At 42.2% G+C, this 19,051-nt stretch carries 21 protein-coding genes; 10 read left to right on the top strand and 11 right to left on the bottom strand.

All coding sequences use genetic code 11. From position 1 onward, the window contains the following. From astA to ACEN2L_RS13195, 3 genes are read left to right on the top strand one after another with little or no spacing between them, the layout of a single operon-like run. On the top strand, nt 1–1,035 hold the full coding sequence (gene astA / locus ACEN2L_RS13205; RefSeq protein ID WP_441744322.1) for an arginine N-succinyltransferase: 1,035 nt from the start codon (nt 1–3) through the stop codon (nt 1,033–1,035). Nucleotides 1,036–1,037: 2 nt separating this feature from the next. Next, on the top strand, nt 1,038–2,510 hold the full coding sequence (gene astD, locus ACEN2L_RS13200; RefSeq protein ID WP_441744320.1) for a succinylglutamate-semialdehyde dehydrogenase: 1,473 nt from the start codon (nt 1,038–1,040) through the stop codon (nt 2,508–2,510). A 23-nt stretch (nt 2,511–2,533) separates the two neighbouring features. Further along, the gene (locus ACEN2L_RS13195) at nt 2,534–3,364 is read left to right on the top strand and encodes a DUF1338 domain-containing protein (protein ID WP_441744319.1); all 831 of its coding nucleotides are present in this window, start codon (nt 2,534–2,536) and stop codon (nt 3,362–3,364) included. Between the two features lie 68 nt (nt 3,365–3,432). Here the strand turns inward: ACEN2L_RS13195 and erpA are convergent, their stop codons facing one another. Further along, nucleotides 3,433–3,777: an iron-sulfur cluster insertion protein ErpA gene (gene erpA / locus ACEN2L_RS13190; protein WP_306021827.1), complete on the bottom strand. Its 345-nt coding sequence runs from the start codon at nt 3,775–3,777 to the stop codon at nt 3,433–3,435. A 67-nt stretch (nt 3,778–3,844) separates the two neighbouring features. Next, on the bottom strand, nt 3,845–4,552 hold the full coding sequence (locus ACEN2L_RS13185; RefSeq protein WP_306021828.1) for a DUF6776 family protein: 708 nt from the start codon (nt 4,550–4,552) through the stop codon (nt 3,845–3,847). Between the two features lie 150 nt (nt 4,553–4,702). Here ACEN2L_RS13185 and ACEN2L_RS13180 point away from each other — a divergent pair, with 150 nt between their 5' ends. From ACEN2L_RS13180 to ACEN2L_RS13165, 4 genes are all read left to right on the top strand, one after another. Beyond that, nucleotides 4,703–6,382 (top strand): chloride channel protein, encoded by a 1,680-nt coding sequence (locus tag ACEN2L_RS13180; protein WP_441744317.1) that lies wholly within the window; start codon nt 4,703–4,705, stop codon nt 6,380–6,382. A 19-nt stretch (nt 6,383–6,401) separates the two neighbouring features. Beyond that, nucleotides 6,402–6,830 (top strand): protoporphyrinogen oxidase HemJ, encoded by a 429-nt coding sequence (gene hemJ / locus ACEN2L_RS13175; protein ID WP_306021829.1) that lies wholly within the window; start codon nt 6,402–6,404, stop codon nt 6,828–6,830. 96 nt (nt 6,831–6,926) lie between these two features. Beyond that, on the top strand, nt 6,927–7,109 hold the full coding sequence (locus ACEN2L_RS13170; protein WP_441744315.1) for a hypothetical protein: 183 nt from the start codon (nt 6,927–6,929) through the stop codon (nt 7,107–7,109). 436 nt (nt 7,110–7,545) lie between these two features. After that, nucleotides 7,546–8,565 carry a 5'-methylthioadenosine/S-adenosylhomocysteine nucleosidase family protein gene (locus ACEN2L_RS13165; protein WP_441744313.1) on the top strand — a complete coding sequence of 340 codons (1,020 nt, stop codon included), beginning with the start codon at nt 7,546–7,548 and terminating at the stop codon, nt 8,563–8,565. A 97-nt stretch (nt 8,566–8,662) separates the two neighbouring features. Here the strand turns inward: ACEN2L_RS13165 and ACEN2L_RS13160 are convergent, their stop codons facing one another. Continuing rightward, nucleotides 8,663–9,391, bottom strand: a complete 729-nt coding sequence (locus ACEN2L_RS13160; RefSeq protein WP_306021832.1) for a YebC/PmpR family DNA-binding transcriptional regulator — start codon at nt 9,389–9,391, stop codon at nt 8,663–8,665. Nucleotides 9,392–9,485: 94 nt separating this feature from the next. Continuing rightward, nucleotides 9,486–10,592: a cell division protein ZapE gene (gene zapE / locus ACEN2L_RS13155; protein ID WP_441744311.1), complete on the bottom strand. Its 1,107-nt coding sequence runs from the start codon at nt 10,590–10,592 to the stop codon at nt 9,486–9,488. A 217-nt stretch (nt 10,593–10,809) separates the two neighbouring features. On the opposite strand from zapE, the gene ACEN2L_RS13150 reads away from it, so the two are divergent. The 3 genes from ACEN2L_RS13150 to ACEN2L_RS13140 all read left to right on the top strand — a co-directional run bounded on the left by ACEN2L_RS13150 (nt 10,810) and on the right by ACEN2L_RS13140 (nt 13,829). Next, nucleotides 10,810–11,238, top strand: coding sequence for a ZapG family protein (locus ACEN2L_RS13150; protein ID WP_441744310.1), 429 nt, complete (start codon nt 10,810–10,812; stop codon nt 11,236–11,238). Nucleotides 11,239–11,316: 78 nt separating this feature from the next. Then, complete coding sequence (locus ACEN2L_RS13145; protein WP_441744308.1) at nt 11,317–12,681, top strand: DegQ family serine endoprotease; 1,365 nt, start codon at nt 11,317–11,319, stop codon at nt 12,679–12,681. 98 nt (nt 12,682–12,779) lie between these two features. Continuing rightward, nucleotides 12,780–13,829, top strand: coding sequence for a trypsin-like peptidase domain-containing protein (locus ACEN2L_RS13140; RefSeq protein WP_441744306.1), 1,050 nt, complete (start codon nt 12,780–12,782; stop codon nt 13,827–13,829). 256 nt (nt 13,830–14,085) lie between these two features. Here the strand turns inward: ACEN2L_RS13140 and murA are convergent, their stop codons facing one another. Genes murA through ACEN2L_RS13105 form a run of 7 tightly spaced genes read right to left on the bottom strand, consistent with a single transcriptional unit; the run spans nt 14,086 to nt 18,721 of the window. Continuing rightward, nucleotides 14,086–15,348, bottom strand: a complete 1,263-nt coding sequence (gene murA, locus ACEN2L_RS13135; RefSeq protein WP_306021836.1) for a UDP-N-acetylglucosamine 1-carboxyvinyltransferase — start codon at nt 15,346–15,348, stop codon at nt 14,086–14,088. A 60-nt stretch (nt 15,349–15,408) separates the two neighbouring features. Then, on the bottom strand, nt 15,409–15,666 hold the full coding sequence (locus ACEN2L_RS13130; RefSeq protein WP_306021837.1) for a BolA family protein: 258 nt from the start codon (nt 15,664–15,666) through the stop codon (nt 15,409–15,411). A gap of 27 nt (nt 15,667–15,693) precedes the next feature. Next, a complete protein-coding gene (locus ACEN2L_RS13125; RefSeq protein ID WP_441744303.1) occupies nt 15,694–16,002 on the bottom strand; it encodes an STAS domain-containing protein in 309 nt (102 codons plus the stop codon). Between the two features lie 3 nt (nt 16,003–16,005). Then, nucleotides 16,006–16,647 (bottom strand): MlaC/ttg2D family ABC transporter substrate-binding protein, encoded by a 642-nt coding sequence (locus tag ACEN2L_RS13120; RefSeq protein WP_441744301.1) that lies wholly within the window; start codon nt 16,645–16,647, stop codon nt 16,006–16,008. 24 nt (nt 16,648–16,671) lie between these two features. After that, nucleotides 16,672–17,136, bottom strand: coding sequence for an outer membrane lipid asymmetry maintenance protein MlaD (gene mlaD, locus ACEN2L_RS13115; RefSeq protein ID WP_306021839.1), 465 nt, complete (start codon nt 17,134–17,136; stop codon nt 16,672–16,674). 8 nt (nt 17,137–17,144) lie between these two features. Beyond that, nucleotides 17,145–17,924, bottom strand: a complete 780-nt coding sequence (gene mlaE / locus ACEN2L_RS13110; protein ID WP_306021840.1) for a lipid asymmetry maintenance ABC transporter permease subunit MlaE — start codon at nt 17,922–17,924, stop codon at nt 17,145–17,147. Continuing rightward, nucleotides 17,921–18,721 carry an ATP-binding cassette domain-containing protein gene (locus ACEN2L_RS13105; RefSeq protein ID WP_306021841.1) on the bottom strand — a complete coding sequence of 267 codons (801 nt, stop codon included), beginning with the start codon at nt 18,719–18,721 and terminating at the stop codon, nt 17,921–17,923. The genes mlaE and ACEN2L_RS13105 overlap by 4 nt, the downstream gene beginning before the upstream one ends. Between the last annotated feature and the right edge of the window lie 330 nt (nt 18,722–19,051).

Genomic DNA, 19,051 nt, shown 5'->3' with positions numbered 1-19,051 from the left:
ATGAAAGTTATTCGTCCAATCAAAAGCAGTGACTATGATGCATTGTTTGATATTGCCAATGAGTCTGGAATAGGGTTCACCTCATTACCAGTCAATGAAGCGCTGTTAAAGCGTAAAATTGAACAGTCGCAACTCTCATTTGCCAAAGACATCAATGAGCCTTGCGACGAAAGTTACTTGTTTGTAATGGAAGAAACAGACACTGAAGAAGTGGTTGGAACAAGTGCAATTGCGTCAACCGTAGGTTTAGATGATGCCTTTTATCACTATCATTTGAGCAAAGTGGTTCATGCGTCTCGCGAGCTGAACATTTACAACACGGTCGATATTTTGACCTTGTGTAATGACTACACCGGTGTATCTGAAATATGCACCCTGTTTTTACGTCAGTCAGCCCGCGAAGGTAGTAACGGCAGACTACTGTCTAAATTTCGCTTTTTATTCATGATGGAACACGCACAGCGTTTCTCTGATACCGTGATCGCCGAAATGCGTGGCATCAGTGATGAAAATGGCCAGTCGCCTTTTTGGCAGTGGCTTGAAGAGCACTTTTTCTCAATGGACTTTCCTACCGCTGACTACCTTACCGGAATTGGTCAAAAGCAATTTATCGCTGAATTAATGCCCAAGTATCCCATCTACGTAAGCTTACTGAGTAAACAGGCGCAAGCCGTTATCGGTAAAGTGCATGAAAAAACCAAACCTGCCCTGCAGATGCTTGAAAAAGAAGGGTTTATCTGTCGAGGTTACGTGGATATTTTTGATGCAGGCCCTACTGTTGAAGCTAATTTAAAGCACATACGCACAGCACAAACTAGTTGCAAGATGGCCATTAAAATTAATGATAAATTAGCCACTCAAGGCCGGGAGTATTTCGCGATTAATACCAAAGTTGCCGATTTTAGAGGTGTATGTACACGACTCAGTATTGATGAAGAGCATGAGATTGTGTTCATCAATCAAGCGGCAGCTGATGCGCTTGGTTTAGAAAATGGCCAACAAATCCGCTTCGCCCCAACCACATTCAGGACATAATAATGAATAACCATACCCATTTTATCGATGGACAGTGGCTTGCAGGCCAAGGTCATCCAATCCAATCTGTCGATCCTGCAAAAAAAACCGTTATTTGGCAGGCCGTCAGTGCAGATAAACAACAAGTTGAGTTGGCAGTAACATCAGCTCGAGCCGCGTTTATTGGCTGGAGCCAACTCAGTTTTGAGGCTCGTGTGACCATTGTTAAAAAGTTTGGCGAGTTACTGGCTACCAACAAAGATGCCTTAGCCCTGGCGATAGCGCAAGAAACCGGTAAACCCTTGTGGGAAACCGCAACAGAGGTTGCTTCTATGATAGGCAAAATTGCCCTATCTGAAAAAGCTTATCAACAACGCACCGGTGTTACTGAAAACCCAATGCCACTGGGCAAGGCCTTTATACGCCATAAGCCTCATGGCGTTGTTGCAGTTTTTGGCCCCTATAATTTTCCCGGCCATCTGCCTAACGGTCATATCGTGCCCGCGTTGTTAGCAGGCAATACCGTGGTATTTAAACCCAGTGATCTGACGCCCTTAGTCGCAGAACTAACGGTTGAACTATGGCAACAAGCCGGTTTACCTAATGGGGTATTAAATCTTGTGCAAGGTGAAGTTGAAACAGGTAAAGCCTTAGCGGCCCATCCGGGTCTTGACGGCTTATTTTTTACCGGTAGTTCACGCACAGGAAAAATATTGCATGAACAATTTGCCGGTCACCCGGGTAAAATTTTGGCGTTAGAAATGGGCGGTAATAATCCGCTTGTGGTGAAAGACGTAGCTGACATTGACGCGGCCGTGCATGATATTATTCAATCAGCGTTTATTACCTCTGGACAACGCTGCACTTGCGCTCGACGTCTATTTTTGGCTGATAACGCCCAAGGTGATGCCATACTTGCCAAGCTTATTACGGTAACTAAAACCCTAACAGTTGGCCAATACGACGCACAACCTCAGCCATTTATGGGGGCGATGATTTCAAGTAATGCTGCTGCCTCTATGCGTAAAGCACAACAACAATTGCTGTCGTTGGGTGCCGTCAGCCTAGTTGAACTCACACACGCAGACACCGAATCAGGTTTTGTTACCCCGGGCATTATTGATGTAACTGAAATACTTGATAGCCTGCCCGACGAAGAACACTTTGGCCCCTTACTTAAAGTCATTCGATATAGTGACTTTGAGGCTGCCATTAGCGAAGCAAACAACACAAATTTTGGTTTATCTGCCGGTTTATTGGCTGATGATAAAGCCGATTACGAGTATTTTTATCAACGTATTCGTGCCGGTATCGTTAATTGGAATCGGCCTATCACCGGTGCAAGTGGGGCCGCGCCATTTGGTGGTATAGGCGAAAGCGGTAATCACCGCGCTAGCGCATTTTATGCAGCAGATTATTGCGCGTACCCCGTGGCATCCGTTGAGTTGGACAAGGTTGCTTTACCCAGTAGTTTAAGCCCTGGTTTACATATTTAATTTTCAGTTGGGATTTCATTATTATGCATAGCAAGGTTAAAGATTTATTCGCTAATTTGTGGGAAAACTATGTGGCTATTACGCCCTCGGCTGAAAAAATTCATGCTTTGTTAAACACCTTTGAAAAAAGCCATAGCAGTAGCGAAGCGCCGATAATTAATGATCACATTGCGCTTCGAACGTTTAACATTGACAAAATTAGTCTAGATAAACTGGCTCAGCACTTTTTAGCGCTAGGTTATACCGAGCAGGGCCAATATGAGTTTAAACAGAAAAAACTCGTCGCTAAACACTTTGAGCACCCAGATGATACCCTACCTAAAGTATTCATCAGCGAATTGTTAGTTGAAGAAATGCCCGAACATATTCAGCACATCATTTATTCGTTAGTGGACTCAGTAGCGAATAATGCCGCTGACAAACCAGACTTTTTATATTCAGGTGCACATTGGCAAATATCAGCGGCTGACTACGCTAGTTTGGTTGCTGAATCAGAATATGCTGCCTGGATGTCAGTTTGGGGATTTAGAGCTAACCACTTCACGGTAAGTGTTAACCATCTTTCTCATTTCACGGAGCTAGCAGCGTTAAACGCTAAACTTATCGAAGCGGGGTTCGTATTGAATCAATCAGGAGGCGAGATTAAAGGGGGTCCAGAAGTTTTACTGGCACAATCTTCCACCATGGCAGATAAAATAACCGTTAAGCTCAGTGATGCAGAATTGAGTGTACCAAGCTGTTTTTATGAATTTGCCCAACGCTACCCCATGGATAACGGCAAGCTGTATCAAGGATTTGTTGCTGCGTCAGCTGATAAAATATTTGAAAGCACAAACGCTACTACTACCATGTAGTGATACGTTAGTGATAAAAAAACCCGCTTTAAATGAGCGGGTTTTTGCTTTTAGGGATTATAAAGGAATTAAACCGTAAAAGAAGAGCCACAGCCACAGGTCGTAGTGGCATTGGGGTTATTCACTAAAAAGCGGGAACCTTCTAGACCTTCTGTGTAATCGACTTTACCCCCTACAAGATATTGTAGGCTCATAGGGTCAACCACCAAAGTCACCTCATCATTGTCGATAGTGGTGTCACCTTCATTGACTTTCTCATCGAAAGTAAAACCATATTGAAAGCCTGAACATCCACCACCAGTAACGTACACCCGTAGCTTTAGATTCGGATTTTCTTCTTCTTCAACTAAGGCCTTTACTTTTTTGGCAGCAGCGTCGGAAAATTCAATTGGAAAAGCGGTTTGCGCCGACATAACTAGCCTCAACTTTCATTAACAAAAAACTGGGGAGTATTATCCAGTACTTGAGTAATATGGTCAACTATTCACTGATATTAGACACCACCCAATTAAAGGTAGAGTGCAACTCACCTTTTTTACTGTTGAATTGATATATTTCAGACAAAATCGTGACTCTTTCTACCTGAAAATTTTCAGGTAATTGCAACTCGCCATCTACCACCTGAAAATATTTAAAACTAAATACTAGCTGCTGTTCCGGATTAACCAACACCTCTTTTAAGGCATATTGTTTAGACTGCCCCGCTTCACTCCCCACTAAAGTAACTTCTAGATTACCTTTGATAGTGCTTTTAATCTTTTCTCGCTGCAGCATCACAATTTCAAAACGATAAGAGCGTTCACTTAAAGACTTTTCAACATTAAAAGCTTCGATCGCGAATCCCTCTTGGGTCAATTCTGGCGCCATAATTTGCTGATAAAAGGCAAGGTCTTTCTGCAAAACGCTTTCTCGCTCTATGCCCTGCTTAATTTCAGTAAAGTTTTTTTGCTGGGCTAAATTGAGTACATCGAGTTCAACCCGAAGGATATTAAGCTGCTTCACCACTTTTTCATTTTCTGTTTTTAGGTTTTGCAGACTCTGATGCAAGCTCGAAATTTCGTTTTGCTGCTCGTTATACGCATAATTTCCTAGGTAAAACCCTAAATAGAGTAAGCCGCTACAGCCTAGCACTAAAAAAACATAGGTTCGAAATGCTCCCCATTTTTGTTTCAAACGTGACAATCTCAAAAATTCATTTCCTTTTTACCTTGTTAACTGCCGACAGTGTTAGATGATGTTTAAAAGTACTATCGACTATCAGACAAAATTTACATAAGCTCAAGTATTACAATAAGTTGTGATAAAATCACTGCTTCATACTCGCCAAATGGTAACAGCATGATAACGCTAGCTGCGTTTAGACAAGAATTAGCGTACCCCCGCACCTCAATTCAGTTATGTATACTGGGTATTGTTGGTGGGGTCAGTGCCGCTACATTGATCATTTTGTTTCGCCTGTGCATAGAATGGTTACAATTACAGTACTTGTCTGAAGTTGATCACTTTGCAGAGTTGTCACCTATTTATCGCTTAGCCATGCCTATCATTGCCGCTGTGGCCATTATCTTTATTGCTTACCTCACCGGCTTTAAACATTACCGAATGGGTATCCCCTTTGTTATCCATCGTATTAAATATTATTTTGGCCAAATACCAAGCCGCACCACCATAAACCAATTTTTGGGCGGCACAATCGCCTTAGCCTCTGGATTTTCAGTTGGCCGTGAAGGGCCTTCCGTGCATCTAGGCGCCGCAGGAAGTAGCTTTTTTGGTCAGTGGTTAAAGCTGCCCTACAACAGTATTCGCATTCTCTCAGGTTGTGGTATTGCAGCTGGGATATCAGCATCGTTTAATACACCTTTTGCCGCCGTTATCTTTGTCATGGAAGTCGTACTGCGCGAATACAAAATTCATATTTTTATTCCAATTATGTTAGCAGCAGCCTGTGGCAGTGTTATGACCCGTTTAGTTTTTGGCAGTACCCATGAACTCTCTTTTATTCAGTTTACTGAATTTAGTCATTGGATTTACCTATATCTAATCCTGTGTGGCATCATTTTGGGAGGTTTAGCGAGCGTGTTTAATAACCTTTTGATGCAGGTTATCCGTGGATTTAATCGATTTAACATGATTAGACGTTTATTAATTGCTGGGGTCATCACCGGTATTGTAGGTTTTTATCTACCTGAAGCTTTAGGTGCTCATTTTAACTCTGCGGACACGCTCATCTCTAATCAACAGTACTCGGTATTAATCGCCGTGTTAGTTGCCAAATTTATTCTTACTATTGTTGCCATCGGCCTCGGTATACCAGGCGGTATTATGGGCCCCGTGTTTGTCATTGGCATGTTAAGCGGTGCGTTGCTCTCCAGCCCTTTGGGCTTATTTATGGCTGACAGTAGCGAGTTAACCGGCAGTTTTTCACTGTTGGGCATGGCCGGTCTAATGGCTGCAGTGGTACATGCGCCTTTGGCAGCATTATCGGCTGTGATGGAGCTTTCTTTTAGTCCTGAACTTATCTTGCCTGCTATCTTAGTTATTGTGCCCGCTTATGTTACTTCGACCCAATACTTAGGTAATAGCTCTATTTTTATTCGCCAACTCGACTATCAAAAATTACCTTATACAAGCTCGTCAGTCATTGAATCCTTGCAAAAAACCGGCGTTCTGGCGGTCATGGACAAAGAATTTAAATTATTCAAAGACGCTGAAAAAATGCACATTATGACGTTTTTAGAACAGGCTCCTACCCACCCTGTTATTTATTGCACAGACTCCAGCATTGATGTGCAATACTCACTTGTCCACTTTAACGTCAGCCTAGAAAAAAACTCTGAGGCCTTAATTTATAGCAAAATAAGTGGTGTGGGTGCGCAAGCCACCTTAGCGGAAGTCTATGAGTTATTACAATCAGCCAGAGATGGCGCAGTGTACGTATATGGCAGAACGCATTCTGACATAATCGGGGTGATAACCTGGCACAAATTACGTAATTATTTGCACCAAGCAAGTTACTAAGAAGGAGTAAAACCACGCTATGTCGATTCTTTGGATAAAAGCGCTGCATGTGTTTTTCATGGTCGCTTGGATGGCCGGAATTTTCTACTTACCGCGTTTGTTTGTTTATCATGCGCAAACTGACAATCAAAATGTCAAAGATCAATTTAAGATCATGGAGCGGCGTTTATGGATGTTTGTCACCCCCTTTGCCGCTTTGACTTTATTCTTTGGAATCTGGCTAATTTATAGCTACGGATTGGCATGGTTTAAAGTCTCTACGTGGTTACACATAAAATTGATATTTGTATTTGCTTTATATATTTACCACTTTTATCTCTTAAAACTGCTGAAGCAATTTGCGCAAGACAATAACCAACACTCAAGTCGTTTTTATCGTTTTTTGAACGAAGCACCGGTATTGGCTCTATTAGCGATTATTTGTCTTGCAGTAGTCAAACCAATTTAGAGATTTTTGGCATAACACAATGATTTACTTATTGTTGTATTAATAATTCCTTGTGCTAAGTTTGCTGTAAGACAACACGTTAAGTTGAGAATAGATATGGATATCTCCCAGCACCACTTAAGATTATTGTTAAAAAACACTGATACCGCCTTCGAGTTACTCAAAGAGCATCCTCAATCTCAAGAGTCTGCGCTTAACTATGAACAAGCTAAATTTGAATTAGATAATTATTTAGTGGATATGCGCCTATCTTTAGGCAATAAAATCAAACACCGTTAAGCCTAATTAATCTGCTAAACAAACACGATACTAGGGCGTGTTGACGTTTGCGGTTTGAAGATTGGCCGTAATGGATGTAAAGCGTTTGTGCTGCATTGCTACAGCTTCATTACTCTCTCATGCAGAATAACTAGACCCTACTCATGCTTTATCCTACGAATTCCGCCCAATTCGCTGTAAAAACAAATACTAAATCTTAGCATGCTCTTATATCTCAGCTTCCGCTACGCCAGATAACGATGGGATTTGTGAAAATTGGCGACGCCATTCTCTAGACGCTGTAAAGTTGGCATGTATTTATCATACTCACATTAATCTTAGGTATTTCGCCCTAAAAACTGACCAAATAGTCAAGGTTTTGTACAAATACATGCACTAAGTCAGCCCAATGCTCTAAAACAGAGCAATTTAATCGCCATGATGAGATGAAAAAACGATGAACGTACCGCTAATAAAAATCCTAGCTCCCTTTGTATTGTTGATAGTCACTTTGAGCGCGCCAGGCCATGCTGAAAACTATGCGCAATACGGACCTAAAACCTTCACTACCACTAACAAGTGGACGGCTATTGTGGCTGCTTATGAGCCTGAAATTCAGGCGATAGATGAGGCCTTCGCCCAACTTACCGATGCTAAAATCGAACAAACCCTAACTATCAAGGGCGTCAAATATCAGGTAGGACAGTATAAGGGTGAACCAATCGTCATTTTCACTACTGGGATCAGTGTACCCAATGCGGCAATGACCATTCAAATGGCGCTTGATTATTTTCCTATTGAAAGGGTGGTGATGATGGGGATTGCTGGCGCGGTTAACCCTGAATTTCATCCTGGCGATATCGCTATTCCCGAGAGATGGTACTTTCATGATGAGTCGGTGTACGTTAATCCTGATCCAAAAAAACAGGGCGAGTTTGTTTTACCGGATTATTATGAAGCCGCTTTAGACCGCTATAAAGCGCGAAGAAAACACGATCCTCACTCTCCCGCTTATGAAAATTTTGGTTACATTCACCCTGAAGAAATGGCAGTTATTAAAGAAGGTTGGGACGAACCAAAGCAAATGCCCTACTTCAGTGCCACCCCCAAATTAATTGAATTAACCAAACAAGCGATTGCTAAAATTGAGCCGATCAAAATGCCCTCTGGTCATCCAATTAACATTAAGGTAGGTGGTAATGGCGTGACAGGTTCAGTATTTTTAGATAACGCGGAATACCGCCAATGGTTACAACGCGTATATGACGCGCAAGTTACAGAAATGGAGTCAGCGGCAGTGGGGCAAGTCTGTTTTGTGAATGACGTAGACTGGGTCATCATTCGTTCAATCAGTGATTTAGCAGGTGGTCAACAAGGTAAAAATGTTGAAAACGTGTTTGATGGCATCGCCTCAGGAACGGGCACAAAATTACTCTTAGGTTTACTCGACCAAATTATTCTGGCTTATCCTAACTAAGTTGCCACAGTGTGGGCTAAGTATTATTAAGACGAAAAAATACCGAGCTCAAAATGACTCGGTCTTTTTTTGTAAGGTCTAAGCTACTGAGTGCTTATTATTCTGGACGCTCTACGGTGGCGTTATGATAAACATCTTGAACGTCATCACAGTCCTGTAACATGTCCATGAACTTATCAAATACCGGCACATCGTCGCCACTAACGATAGTTTCTGTTTGAGGTAAAAAGGTGATCTCTTCTACATCAAACTCAATGTCAGGATTATTGTTGGTTAATGCCGTTCTAGTATTGTTATATTCAGTGTGCGGTGCATAAACCGTGATAACACCGTCTTCACATTCCACTTCAGTAACATCCACATCCGCTTCCATTAAAATTTCAAGTACGGCGTCTTCATCATCACCCTTAAAGGCAAAAATGGCTTGGTGATCAAACATGTGGCCAACTGTACCGGCGACACCTAATTTTGAATTAGTTTTAGTAAAGCAGTTACGCACGTCAGTGATGGTGCGGTTATTATTGTCAGTCAAACAATCAACAATTACCATGCATCCACCGGGTCCAAACCCTTCATAGCGAGCTGGCACATAATCTTCACCAGCGCCGCCAGCGGCTTTGTCTATGGCTTTTTCAATAACGTGACTGGGTACTTGATCTTTTTTTGCTTTATCCATCAACCGTCGCAGAGCAAGGTTTGCTTGTGGGTCGGTACCACCATTTTTAGCACATACGTAAATTTCTTTACCGTATTTGGAATAGACTTTGGTTTTAGCACCCGCCGTTTTGGCCATGGCCACTTTACGAACTTCGAATTTTCTTCCCATAAGATTCTCTTCTAATTAACTATTAGATTTCAATTGGCGCGGATTTTACCCACTTTCAGTCAAGAGTACAAAAGCTAAACCGCATAGTTTGCAATTAAGGAATATGCTGAGTCGCTAAATATTCATGAGACTGCATTTCTTTTAAACGACTCAAACACCGCCTAAATTCAAAGTTCAATCTGCCTTCTGAGTACAACGAGGTCAACTCAACAGCACCTGACATAATGAGTTTTACATTTCGCTCGTAAAACTCATCCACCATTGCAATAAAACGTCGAGCTACATCATCACTCGCTTGGCCCATTTGCTCTACATTAGCAACCAGTACGGTGTGATAACAGCGGCTGATTTCAATGTAATCCGATTGGCTTCTGGGGCCATCGCAAATCGCTCTAAACTCAAACATCACCACACCATCAGCAAATTGAATTGTAGGGATAAGACGCCCTTCGATTTCAATGCTTTGTCTTTCGACACCTTGCTCTGGTGCCAATTGTCTGAAATATAAATGTAAATTTTCCATGGCTTGAGCATCAGCCGGGAAATGATAAATTTCTGCCTGTTTCAATGTTCGTAAACGGTAATCTATACCGCTGTCAACATTCACAATGCGAGTATTTTGATTGATAAGCTCAATAGCAGGCAGAAAACGGGCCCGTTGCAAACCATTGCGGTACAGTTCATCAGGAACGATATTTGACGTAGCCACTAAAACAATACCATGACTAAACAGCTCTTCCATTAAGGTACCAAGTATCATTGCATCGGTAATATCCGATACAAAAAACTCATCAAAACAAATAACACGGGTTTCTAATGCCAGTTTTTTAGCGATGATTTTTAAGGGGTCTGACTGACCGTGCAAACCTTTTAATTCTTGATGTACACGATGCATAAAACGGTGAAAGTGAATGCGCAGTTTACGACCAAAGGGCAAACATTCATAAAACGTATCAACTAAATACGTTTTGCCGCGGCCCACTCCTCCCCAAAAATATAGCCCTTGGATACTTGGCCGTTTTAAGCTTTTGCCAAACGCAGTTTGTAACTTAACCCGCCACGTGAGTTTTTTTTCAGGTTGAGTAAGCTCTTCATACAATCGTTGTAACTCTTTAACCGCATACTCCTGCGCGGGATCGTAATGAAACCCTTCGTCTTTTAGATCGTTTTGATATTTTTGCCAGGGACTCATACTTAACATAGAGCGATTTACTTCCTTTGAACTTTTATTAATAGCGAACAGTGCATACTTGATAACAAATAAAATGACCGCATTAAAACGGCAGAGCGTATAATATACCTAAACCACTAGGTTAGTTAAAAAACTAAGTGATTTGCGCCCTTGGAAATAATACCCAGAGTTAACCTCTGGTATTGCACTAAGTTGTGCCGAATCTTTTTATTATTAAGGAGTTAAGATGGATTGGTTGATTGGTATTTTGTTGCTTTTGGTAGGTGGGATCATAGGCTATTTTGTTGCAAAGTTTGTCAATGAGAGAAAATTATTAACCAAAGCTGACGCAGCTTCTGAGCAAACGGCCAAAGAATTAATGATTCAACAGGCCAATAACCATATTCAAGAGTCGAAACAAATAGCGCAGCAATTGGTGCAACAAGCCCAAACTCTGAATGAACAAATTAACGCTTATGAACAGCTCATTATTAACATGAACACCGCAGAAGACGGGACTTCACTCAGTTATTTTGGTGAACATGCTGCGGCCTACTTACGTCACAATTCAACTAAACAAAGCAGAGATAAAGCCGTAACCGAATTTCAACCTTTGGATTTTGCCTCTCAGGGCTCTGGCCTGTTTTCGGGCACAGAAGAGAAAAAAGCCAAATAATTAGGTTATGAACTTTTTTATCTGTCGGATAGTCACTGTAGTGTTTATAAATTAAGGCTAAATTGGAGATTCAAATCGATGAATAAAGTAGTTAATCGTTTTTTTGCTGCCTGCTTGGTTGTAACGTCAACGGTTTCAATTCAAACGTCAGCCAATGCTGCATTACCGTTTTTTTCAGATGATAAAACAGAGGTGCCTAGTTTAGCGCCTATGATAGAAAAGGCGACGCCAGCAATCGTGACAATATCTGTAGAAGGCACACAAGTTTCTCGCCAGCGAGTACCAGAAGTATTTAAACACTTTTTTGGTGCACCTGATGAGCAAGTGCAAGAACGTCCGTTCAAAGGCTTGGGGTCGGGAGTGATTATTGACGCTGACAAAGGCTATATTGTTACCAATAACCACGTCGTAGATAATGCCAGTGAAATTACTGTTACTCTTACCGATGGCCGTGAATTTAAAGCCAAAAAGATGGGCGCTGACGCTCAAAGCGATATTGCCCTCCTCAAAATAGAACCTGAAAAACTCGTTGCCCTGCCTTTGGCAGATTCAGACAAAGTGCGAGTAGGAGACTTTGTTGTGGCGATTGGTAATCCGTTCGGCCTCAGCCAAACGGTAACGTCGGGCATTGTAAGTGCTTTAGGTCGTTCGGGCCTGAATATCGGCGGTTTAGAAAATTTTATTCAAACCGATGCGGCGATTAATAGAGGTAACTCAGGTGGCGCACTTGTCAGCCTTCGTGGTGAGCTTGTGGGTATTAACACCGCGATCTTTGGACCTAACGGTGGAAACGTCGGTATAGGTTTCGCCATTCCTTCTAACATGATGAAAAGCTTAGTTGACCAAATTATTGAATTTGGTGAAGTACGCCGCGGATTATTAGGGATCTTAGGTCAGGATGTTGACTCTGGTTTAGCTGAAGCAATGAACCTGAATGTGAGCAAAGGAGCCTTTGTTAGCGAAGTATCTCCAGATTCTCCCGCTGAAAAAGGTGGCATTCAAGCTGGCGATATCATCACTGATTTAAACGGTATTGCAGTAACTAGTTTTCAGGAGTTACGCGCCAAAGTAGGCAGCAAAGGAGCCGGCAGCAAAATAAGACTGGGTTTATTACGTAAAGGTAAAAAAGTAAACGTTGACGTAGTGCTAGGTGATGCAACTCAAACGGTGGTTGCAGCTAAAGAAATTCACCCTGCCCTCGAAGGCGCAACCTTAACGAATGGCAAAACCAAACAAGGTGATGAAGGCGTGATTATCTCTGAAGTAGTCGCTCGCTCTCCCGCCGCTATGATTGGCTTACAAGACGATGACGTTATCATTGGGGTAAATCGTCAAAAGATTGATAATGTAGTGGCTTTACGCGGGGCACTAGACAGTGCCAAGGGTGTTATTGCTCTGAGTGTGATACGCGGCAATTCGTCTCTGTATTTAGTCATTAGGTAAATTAAAATTGAGTTGATAGTAATCAGTTGATTGCTATCAACTCACTGATTTCAGTGCTATTCTTGCCAGTATCTCTGTGAAGAAAAAATTATCAGTCCGTGCTTAAAACAATCTCCTTTATTTTTAAATCAATTCTCATCGGTGTAGTTGTCTCAAGCATCATTCTACTGTTAGTCCCTGATCTGCGTAAAGGCAGTGACATTTCTTGGGCTTTATTTAGTAAACAAACAGTCACCCAAGAAAAACTCTCATTTAATCATGCGGTTAATGCGGCTGGACCTGCAGTAGTCAATATCTACAGTATCGACAGTACTGTAAGCTTTAACCGCCGTCAGCCGGTAGAACGTATCAGCATTGGTTCTGGTGTGATCATGACCGAATCAGGTTATATCTTGACCTGCCAACATGTTATCGAAAATGCCAACAGTATTTTGGTTGGCCTGCAGGATGGTAGACGAGTAGAAGCACAAATTATCGGTAAAGATCCTATTACAGATTTAGCCGTGTTAAGAATTAATGCCGACAACCTGCACGTTATTCCACAGCAAGACAACCCTGACATGCGAGTGGGCGATGTGGTGCTTGCAATAGGTAACCCTTACGATTTAGGACAAACCATCACTCAAGGTATTGTCAGCCGCTTTAGTCAGAGCTTATTAGCCAATTATTTTGACTATATTCAAACTGATGCGGTATTGAACGAAGGCAATTCTGGCGGCGCATTGGTTGACAGCAATGGCTATCTAGTGGGGATCAATAACGCGAATTATAAAACCCTAGACAGTCGACGCAGAGTAAAAGAGGTAGAGGGCGTATCTTTTGCGATTCCTTACGATCTCGCTAAAAAAGTCATGGATGAAATGATCACTAATGGCAAAGTTACCCGTGGCGTATTAGGGTTTGGTGGACAAGAAAATCCACTTGGTGATGGCATTTTAGTCACATCGGTGACACCTAGCTCGCCTGCAGAAGTCTCTGGTTTGCACGTTGGCGACATCGTGGTTTCTGTCGACACTTTAGCGGCCAATGATCTGAGAAAAACGCTAGATTTTATTAGCAATACTCTGCCAGGTAAAACTATGGAGCTGAAGGTTAATCGCAATAAAACGCTACTGACAATACCCATTGTGGTGGCAGAACTTAAATAAACACGAACCTGCACAAGAAATAGCCATTAAACTAATATTCTCTTTTTATAACAGAATATTACCTCACATTTTATATTCAAATTTAGGTCAGTGATGCCCAATAAAGATGTTTTAACAGAGCAATGCGCGTATCTAATTGCAGAGCAATACCAACGCATCTCATTACACAATTAGGCTCATCGAAAGGTTTAGCTACTCTATAGTTGAAGTTAAACAGTAGCCACTGGGCTCAGTGACCACTATTTAGTTGAACGTCTTAATAATTGACGCGTTTGATATTCGCCCCTAAGCCATTTAGCTTGGATTCAATATGTTCGTAACCTCTGTCTAAATGGTAGATACGATCAACAATCGTTTGGCCTTGAGCAACTAAGCCGGCAATTACTAAGCTCGCTGAAGCACGCAAATCTGTTGCCATTACCTGTGCACCTTTTAATTTAGATGCCCCTTCACATACGGCGCTATTTCCTTCTAAGGTAATGTGCGCCCCCATGCGCTGTAGTTCAGGTACATGCATAAAACGATTTTCAAAGATATTTTCAGTGATAACCCCTACGCCTTGCGCAATACAATTTAACGCAACAAACTGTGCTTGCATGTCTGTAGGAAAACCAGGATGCGGTGAGGTCTTGATATTGACACTTTTGAGTTGTCTGTCACGCATATCCAGTTCAATCCAATTATCGCCCGTTGTAACTAAGGCTCCTGCTTTGGTGAGCTTATCCAATACGGCATCAAGTGTGTGAGGCGCGGCATTTTCACAGCGCACCTTACCGCCAGTCATGGCTGCTGCCACCAAAAAGGTCCCTGTTTCAATACGATCAGGTAAGACGCCGTAACGACACCCAGAGAGCTGCTCAACGCCTTGAATTACAATTCTATCACTACCAGCATGTGTCACTTTAGCGCCCATGGCGTTTAAGCAATTTGCTAAGTCGACGATTTCTGGCTCGCGAGCTGCATTTTCCAGAATGGTTTCACCCTCTGCCAAACTAGCCGCCATCATCAAATTTTCAGTGGCGCCAACACTTACAATATCCATAACGATATGAGCGCCTTTCAGTCTTCCATCCACCGATGCTCGAATAAATCCTGAATCAACATCAATTTTAGCGCCCATTTGCTCCAAGCCGCTTAGATGCAGATTAACCGGCCGTGCGCCTATGGCACATCCGCCAGGTAAAGAAACATTAGCTTGTCCAAATCTCGCCAACAAAGGTCCCAACACAAGGATAGAGGCGCGCATGGTTTTAACTAATTCATAGGACGCAGTGAAGTTATTAATGTTACTGGGATCTATGACCACCGATTGACCATCGGTGCGTTTTGCAATTGCGCCCATTTCATTTAATAAGGCCAAACTAGTTTGGATGTCTCGCAGTTCTGGGACATTATCAAAGTAACAGGTAGTATCAGCTAAAATACTGGCCATCAATATCGGAAGGGCGGCATTCTTCGCCCCAGAAATGTTTACGCTACCACTCAAGGGTGGGCTCGTTTCTATAATTAATTTATCCATAAACAGACTCTAAGTTGACGGAGGAAATACAGCGAAAGAGGAGAGAAAACTAAAAACGGCTTACTGCGGCATATTAAATAATTTTTCACGTTTCCATTGAGACTCAGTAAAGGTCTTAATCGATACGGCGTGCATGCTTCCCTCTGCAATAATACTGGCAAGTGGGGCATAAACAAATTGCTGTTTTTTCACTCGACTCATATCAGCGAACTGATCGCTTATTGCGATGATCTGAAAATGCGAACCATCACCAGTAACGTGAACTTCACTAAGATCAAGTGAGTCTTTCAGTAATGCCGCTATTTGTTGGTTTTCCATATTAACTCTCAAACGCAAAAATGGCGCTTATTGTAGCGGTATTAAACCTTCTACGTCGCTTATTTTTGCTAAATTTATTAAAGTTTGTGGGACATTTTTTAAGGTAAAGCTGACGTTTTGCGCCTTACAATCGCGAAGTAAGTTAATAATCCACGCTAAACCTGCGGTGTCCACCTGTTCAATCTCTCGTAAATCCAGAATCACAGGCTGCTGTTTTGCCGCTTTTTTAATTTCCTCAACTCGATGCGGCCAACCATCATTGACCGTTATCCGATTGAGTTCACCACTGAGTAAAAATACGTTGGGAGCGTCATTAGAAACCTTTAAAAGCTGCACAGCTTATCCTTTCGCTTCTGGGTTTAAATTAATTGGACGGCTAATCGTATTATTCATTGCGTCAATCACAGCTTGGATGCCATCTTGACGTAAAATACCTTCAAATTCGCTTTGCTTGCTTGATAGTAAACTGATCCCTTCGGCGACCATATCATAAGCTTTCCATTCATCGGTTTTACTGCTTTTACGCAACTTAAACGCAATATTGATGTCAGGACGACCTGGCTCTTTCACTATGGCGCGTACAGTTACTGTGCTGTCGTCACCTACATCTTTGCTCGGTTGAAAAATGACTTCCTGACCATTGTAATACGATAAGGCAAGCGCATATGTCGTAATTAAATAAGAACGAAAGACTTTAATGAACTCTGGGATTTTCTCCTTTGGCACGGTTCTAAAATATTTGCCAAGTACCTTCAGTGCCGCAAAGTTGTAATCAACGTAAGGCAGTAATTCTTCTTCCATTACTGTACGCAATAATTCGGGATTAGCTTGAATATCGGCGTGTTCAGTTTTAATACGAGTAAAAGTTTTAGTCGCAACTTGTTCGAGCATATCGTAAGGGTTGACTTCTTCAGCTCGTACAACGTGACTCACTAATAGAGAAATACTGATAGCCACCGCTTGTAATAATTTAATTTTCACTTTACGTCCTCGCCAACGTTTGGCTTATTGCCCTTTACTAAATAAAAACTGCCCAATCAAATCTTCTAATACTAAAGCGGACTTTGTATCTTCAATAAAATCACCGTCAGACAGATTTTCAATTCCTTCAATTTCAAAACCCGGTTGAAAACCAACATATTGTTCGCCCAATAAACCAGAGGTTAGAATCGATACTGAACTGGTTTCTGGAAACTTGTCGTATTCTTTAGAAATACTCATGCTGACCACAGGGGTAAAGTCCTTCGGACTCAGCGTGATACTGTCTACACGACCAACGGTAACACCCCCCACTTTGACCGCTGAACGGACTTTAAGGCCACCGATATTGTCAAATTTGGCGTTCAATGTGTAGGTTTCTGCCTGCCCTGCCATATTTTGGTTTACCACTTTTAAGGCTAACATCAAGCCTGCGGCAAAGGCCAATACTACAAAACCACCCACTAGAATTTCTGCTTTCCTAGAATTCATATTTCCTCCTACTCAATTCCAAACATAAGTGCTGTTAACACAAAATCCAAACCTAAAACGGCCAGAGATGAATAGACCACTGTTTCAGTCGTCGCCTTACTTATCCCTTCCGATGTTGGAATAGAGTCGTAACCTTTGTACGTTGCAATCCACACAATGACGAAGGCAAACACCGCACTTTTTATAATGCCATTGACGACGTCTTTGTCCCAATCCACGGTAGATTGCATAATTGACCAATAACTGCCCGAATCAACACCCAGCCAGTCCACACCAACAACATGTCCGCCCAATATGCCCACCGCACTAAAAATGAGCGCGAGCATAGGCATTGATATCATTCCCGCCCAAAAACGTGGTGCAATAATTCGGCGTAGAGGGTCAACAGCCATCATTTCTAAGCTGCTTAACTGCTCAGTTGCCTTCATCAAACCAATCTCTGCGGTTAGTGCAGAGCCAGCTCGACCGGCAAAAAGTAAGGCGGTTACCACGGGTCCAAGTTCACGCAGTAACGACAAGGCCACCATGGGTCCTAAGCTACCTTCAGCGCCATAACCCACTAATATGGTATAACCTTGTAAGGCCATCACCATTCCGATGAACAAGCCTGACACAACAATTATGAGCAGAGACTGAACGCCAACTGCATAAATTTGTTTAATGGTTAAAGGCACGTTTTTTATAAATTGTGGCTTGGCGATAATTGCCCCAAATAACATTAGGGTTGCCCGGCCAAACGAACTCAATTTACCAATGGTGACTGCACCGATACCTGCTAGCCAATTCATGAGTTACTGCCTAATAAGGCTTGTTTTATATCACCTGCTGGATAATGGAAAGGAACCGGGCCGTCAGCTAAACCTTGCAAAAATTGCTGTACCAAGGGTGAATCACTGTTTTTGATTTCTTCAGGCGTACCGCTACCGATCACTTTTTTCTCTGCCAATATATAAATGTAGTCAGCAATGGTCAGGACTTCAGTTACATCGTGAGTTACCACCACACTAGTCAACTTAAGGGCGTCATTTAAGGCTTTAATCAGTTTGACCAAAACACCCATTGATATTGGGTCCTGGCCGGCAAAAGGTTCGTCGTACATTATAAGTTCAGGATCTAAGGCTATAGCACGAGCAAGCGCCGCGCGGCGCGCCATACCACCAGATAATTCAGCGGGCATCAAATGAGCGGCACCACGCAATCCTACTGCTTGTAATTTAAGTTGCACCACTGTTTTGATAAGATCTTCTGACAAAGACGTATGCTCACGTAAAGGAAAAGCTATATTGTCGTACACCGTCATATCGGTAAACATCGCACCACTTTGAAACAACATGCTCATTTGCCTGCGCACTTCAAACAATCGTTTACGACGCATTTGCGGAATCGACTCACCTTTAAAGCGAATGTCGCCACTGTCTGGTGTTAGCTGACCGCCCATTAAACGCAACATGGTCGTTTTACCGATACCACTTGGGCCCATTATGGCTGTCGTTTTACCCTTTTGAATGCGCAACGAAATATCGTCGTAAATTAAACGACCGCTGCGACTAAAGCTCAAATTGTCGATCTCTATCAAATTTTCCATTTAATGGACAAGATTCCTATAGATTCAGAGAATTGGAAAAATACCAAGTCACGCTAAGTTGTGCCTATTTTACGTTTTTTCAAGGCCTAATAACAAAGAGAAAAAGTAACAAGTTATATTCGATTTTATCGAATCAAATACAAATTCAATTTTCACCCACAAATAAGCTTGATATACATACGCTTAGGCTTAAAAGAAGATTACAATATCGATGCATTACCTCTAGACCTGAGGAATAGCAAAAAGTTGCCAATTAATTAATATAGGCAGATCGTAGGAATTAAGCGTGGTTTTTGCGACAATCTGACCAAGTGACATTGATAAGTGAGT

This window comes from Flavobacterium sp. W21_SRS_FM6 (assembly GCF_052119645.1).
Lineage (GTDB): Bacteria > Pseudomonadota > Gammaproteobacteria > Enterobacterales > Alteromonadaceae > Paraglaciecola.
The sequence above is the reverse complement of the archived record's forward strand: the minus strand, read 5'-3'. Positions and strand labels throughout refer to the sequence as shown.

Bases quoted from the DNA above. Each gene is read 5' to 3' on its own strand.
- astA (WP_441744322.1), top strand. From the start codon at position 1: ATGAAAGTTATTCGTCCAATCAAAAGCAGTGACTATGATGCATTGTTT.
- astD (WP_441744320.1), top strand. From the start codon at position 1,038: ATGAATAACCATACCCATTTTATCGATGGACAGTGGCTTGCAGGCCAA.
- ACEN2L_RS13195 (WP_441744319.1), top strand. From the start codon at position 2,534: ATGCATAGCAAGGTTAAAGATTTATTCGCTAATTTGTGGGAAAACTAT.
- erpA (WP_306021827.1), bottom strand. From the start codon at position 3,777: ATGTCGGCGCAAACCGCTTTTCCAATTGAATTTTCCGACGCTGCTGCC.
- ACEN2L_RS13180 (WP_441744317.1), top strand. From the start codon at position 4,703: ATGATAACGCTAGCTGCGTTTAGACAAGAATTAGCGTACCCCCGCACC.
- hemJ (WP_306021829.1), top strand. From the start codon at position 6,402: ATGTCGATTCTTTGGATAAAAGCGCTGCATGTGTTTTTCATGGTCGCT.
- ACEN2L_RS13170 (WP_441744315.1), top strand. From the start codon at position 6,927: ATGGATATCTCCCAGCACCACTTAAGATTATTGTTAAAAAACACTGAT.
- ACEN2L_RS13165 (WP_441744313.1), top strand. From the start codon at position 7,546: ATGAACGTACCGCTAATAAAAATCCTAGCTCCCTTTGTATTGTTGATA.
- ACEN2L_RS13160 (WP_306021832.1), bottom strand. From the start codon at position 9,391: ATGGGAAGAAAATTCGAAGTTCGTAAAGTGGCCATGGCCAAAACGGCG.
- zapE (WP_441744311.1), bottom strand. From the start codon at position 10,592: ATGTTAAGTATGAGTCCCTGGCAAAAATATCAAAACGATCTAAAAGAC.
- ACEN2L_RS13150 (WP_441744310.1), top strand. From the start codon at position 10,810: ATGGATTGGTTGATTGGTATTTTGTTGCTTTTGGTAGGTGGGATCATA.
- ACEN2L_RS13145 (WP_441744308.1), top strand. From the start codon at position 11,317: ATGAATAAAGTAGTTAATCGTTTTTTTGCTGCCTGCTTGGTTGTAACG.
- murA (WP_306021836.1), bottom strand. From the start codon at position 15,348: ATGGATAAATTAATTATAGAAACGAGCCCACCCTTGAGTGGTAGCGTA.
- ACEN2L_RS13130 (WP_306021837.1), bottom strand. From the start codon at position 15,666: ATGGAAAACCAACAAATAGCGGCATTACTGAAAGACTCACTTGATCTT.
- mlaD (WP_306021839.1), bottom strand. From the start codon at position 17,136: ATGAATTCTAGGAAAGCAGAAATTCTAGTGGGTGGTTTTGTAGTATTG.
- mlaE (WP_306021840.1), bottom strand. From the start codon at position 17,924: ATGAATTGGCTAGCAGGTATCGGTGCAGTCACCATTGGTAAATTGAGT.
- ACEN2L_RS13105 (WP_306021841.1), bottom strand. From the start codon at position 18,721: ATGGAAAATTTGATAGAGATCGACAATTTGAGCTTTAGTCGCAGCGGT.